Origin of the sequence: Pseudochrobactrum albidum, from assembly GCF_051851455.1 — a bacterium.
In the GTDB taxonomy this organism is placed as follows: Bacteria; Pseudomonadota; Alphaproteobacteria; order Rhizobiales; family Rhizobiaceae; genus Pseudochrobactrum.
In genome coordinates this window covers 65,001-68,257 of sequence record NZ_JBPVTR010000014.1, presented here as the reverse complement: position 1 = coordinate 68,257, position 3,257 = coordinate 65,001, and the positions used below count along the sequence as shown (strand labels likewise).

The 3,257-nt window shown below is 51.8% G+C and carries 1 rRNA gene; it reads right to left on the bottom strand.

The annotated features are described in order from the left end of the window. Positions 1–2,937 (bottom strand): 23S ribosomal RNA (locus ACSTTO_RS01360); the annotation flags it as partial. Positions 2,938–3,257: the final 320 nt, after the last annotated feature.

Sequence of the window (3,257 nt, the reverse complement as noted above, 5' to 3'; positions counted from 1 at the left end):
GTCTTCCACGGCTCTGATAGGGAATACTTGTTTTAAGGTTAGTTTCCCGCTTAGATGCCTTCAGCGGTTATCTAGTCCGTATATAGCTACCCTGCTATGCCGCTGGCGCGACAACAGGTCCACCAGAGATACGTCCATCCCGGTCCTCTCGTACTAGGGACAGATCCTTTCAATATTCCTGCACCCACGGCAGATAGGGACCGAACTGTCTCACGACGTTCTGAACCCAACTCACGTACCGCTTTAAATGGCGAACAGCCATACCCTTGGGACCTGCTCCAGCCCCAGGATGCGATGAGTCGACATCGAGGTGCCAAACAACCCCGTCGATATGGACTCTTGGGGGTCATCAGCCTGTTATCCCCGGCGTACCTTTTATCCGTTGAGCGATGGCCCTTCCACACGGGACCACCGGATCACTATGACCGACTTTCGTCTCTGCTCGACTTGTCTGTCTTGCAGTCAGGCGGGCTTATGCCATTGCACTCGACGAACGATTTCCGACCGTTCTGAGCCCACCATCGCGCGCCTCCGTTACTCTTTAGGAGGCGACCGCCCCAGTCAAACTACCCACCATACACGGTCCTGGACCCGGATAGACGGGTCGCAGTTAGACATCCATGACGATAAGGGTGGTATTTCAAGGATGACTCCACAAGAACTGGCGTCCCTGCTTCAAAGTCTACCACCTATCCTACACATGTCGCCACGAATGCCAGTGTAAAGCTATAGTAAAGGTGCACGGGGTCTTTCCGTCTAACCGCAGGAACCCCGCATCTTCACGGGGAATTCAATTTCACTGAGTCTGCGTTGGAGACAGCGGGGAAGTCGTTACGCCATTCGTGCAGGTCGGAACTTACCCGACAAGGAATTTCGCTACCTTAGGACCGTTATAGTTACGGCCGCCGTTTACCGGGGCTTCAATTCAAGGCTTGCACCTCTCCTCTTAACCTTCCGGCACCGGGCAGGCGTCAGACCCTATACGTCGTCTTGCGACTTCGCAGAGCCCTGTGTTTTTGGTAAACAGTCGCTACCCCCTGGTCTGTGCCACCCTCATCTGCTTGCGCAAACAAGGGTCACGCTTCTTCCGAAGTTACGCGTGCAATTTGCCGAGTTCCTTCAACGCAGTTCTCTCAAGCGCCTTGGTATACTCTACCAGTCCACCTGTGTCGGTTTAGGGTACGGTCAAAATGTGGGAGCTATTTCCCGGGACCGCTTCGCTGCAAGATCAATCCAATAAGACCTTACAACACACGCGATCCGTCACTACCCACTGGCCCACGAATATTAACGTGGTTCCCATCGACTACGCCTTTCGGCCTCGCCTTAGGGGCCGGCTAACCCTGCTCAGATTAACTTTAAGCAGGAACCCTTGGACTTTCGGCGAGAGTGTCTCTCACACTCTTTATCGTTACTCATGTCAGCATTCTCACTTCTGATACCTCCAGGATGTCTCACGACTATCCCTTCACCGGCTTACAGAACGCTCCGCTACCACGCAACAAATGTTGCATCCACAGCTTCGGTGTATGGCTTGAGCCCCGGTACATTTTCGGCGCAAAGACCCTTATCTAGACCAGTGAGCTGTTACGCTTTCTTTAAATGATGGCTGCTTCTAAGCCAACATCCTGGTTGTTTTGGGATCCTCACATCCTTTCCCACTTAGCCATAACTTGGGGACCTTAGATGGTGGTCAGGGTTGTTGCCCTCTTCACGACGGACGTTAGCACCCGCCGTGTGTCTGCTGGGTAGTACTCTCAGGTATTCGGAGTTTGATTGAGATCAGTAAGACGGTTAGTCCCCATTACCCATTCAGTGCTCTACCCCCTGAGGTATTCGCCCAACGCTCTACCTAAATAGATTTCGCGGAGAACCAGCTATCTCCGAGTTTGATTGGCCTTTCACCCCTAGCCACAAGTCATCCCGATCTATTGCAACAGATATGGGTTCGGTCCTCCAGTTGGTGTTACCCAACCTTCAACCTGCTCATGGCTAGATCACTCGGTTTCGGGTCTAATGCATCGAACTAAAACGCCCTCTTCAGACTCGCTTTCGCTACGCCTACACCTACCGGCTTAAGCTTGCTCGATACACTAAGTCGCTGACCCATTATACAAAAGGTACGCTGTCACCCAGAACAAATCTTGGGCTCCAACTGTTTGTAGGCAACCGGTTTCAGGTTCTCTTTCACTCCCCTCGTCGGGGTGCTTTTCACCTTTCCCTCACGGTACTGGTTCGCTATCGGTCATGCACGAGTACTTAGGCTTGGAGAGTGGTCTCCCCATGTTCAGACAGGATTTCACGTGTCCCGCCCTACTCAAGGACTAAAAAGAGCACTACGCATACGGGGCTATCACCCACTACGGCAAACCTTTCCAGGTTCTTCTGCTTCTCTCTTCATAGCCACTGGCCTGGTCCGCGTTCGCTCGCCACTACTTGCGGAGTCTCGGTTGATGTCCTTTCCTGCAGGTACTTAGATGTTTCAGTTCCCTGCGTTCGCCTCTGACACCCTATTTTATTCAGGTGCAGATACCTTTAAACGATAACTAGAAATCATTTCTGTTCGTCCTCACGCTGTCGCGGCTTGCGCCGCTTCGCTCCGGACAGGGCGGCCAAAAGTGGCCGACGCGCAGTCGCGCTTTGCGGGAGACAAACTTATCAAAGTCCATCCCCAAAACACTCTCAGAACCAGCACCCATACAGGACGCTAGTCCGTCGCCGCTCGTGCGGCGCCCACGCGGAGGATAGGGCCAAAGGCCCGCTCATCCGTGAGCTAAGAACAAAAATGATTTTCTAGTTATCTAAGGTGGGTTGCCCCATTCGGAAATCGTCGGATCAAAGGGTATTCGCACCTCCCCGACGCTTATCGCAGCGTATCACGTCCTTCATCGCCTGTGCATGCCAAGGCATCCACCAATTGCCCTTAATTCACTTGATTATTCTCATTGCCAATATCCATCAAGATTTTTACCGCTCACAAAGTGCCTAACGATAAACACCTGCAAGCACCGCACATGCAAAATGTGCCCGGATATCAGCATAAAAAGACCAGCTTCTTGAGATATGTTCAATGGCTGCGGTTAGCACGCCAATCATAATGTCAGGCCTTGAGCAAGCCTGACGACGTTTGCCCTTAAAAGAACAAACCTGAACACATCTTCTCTTCACAATTTCAATAAGAACAGACAAATGACAAAAGCCATTCGTAAATTTTTAAAAGATGATTGATTATCGCGCTCTCACGTCATGTCTCACCA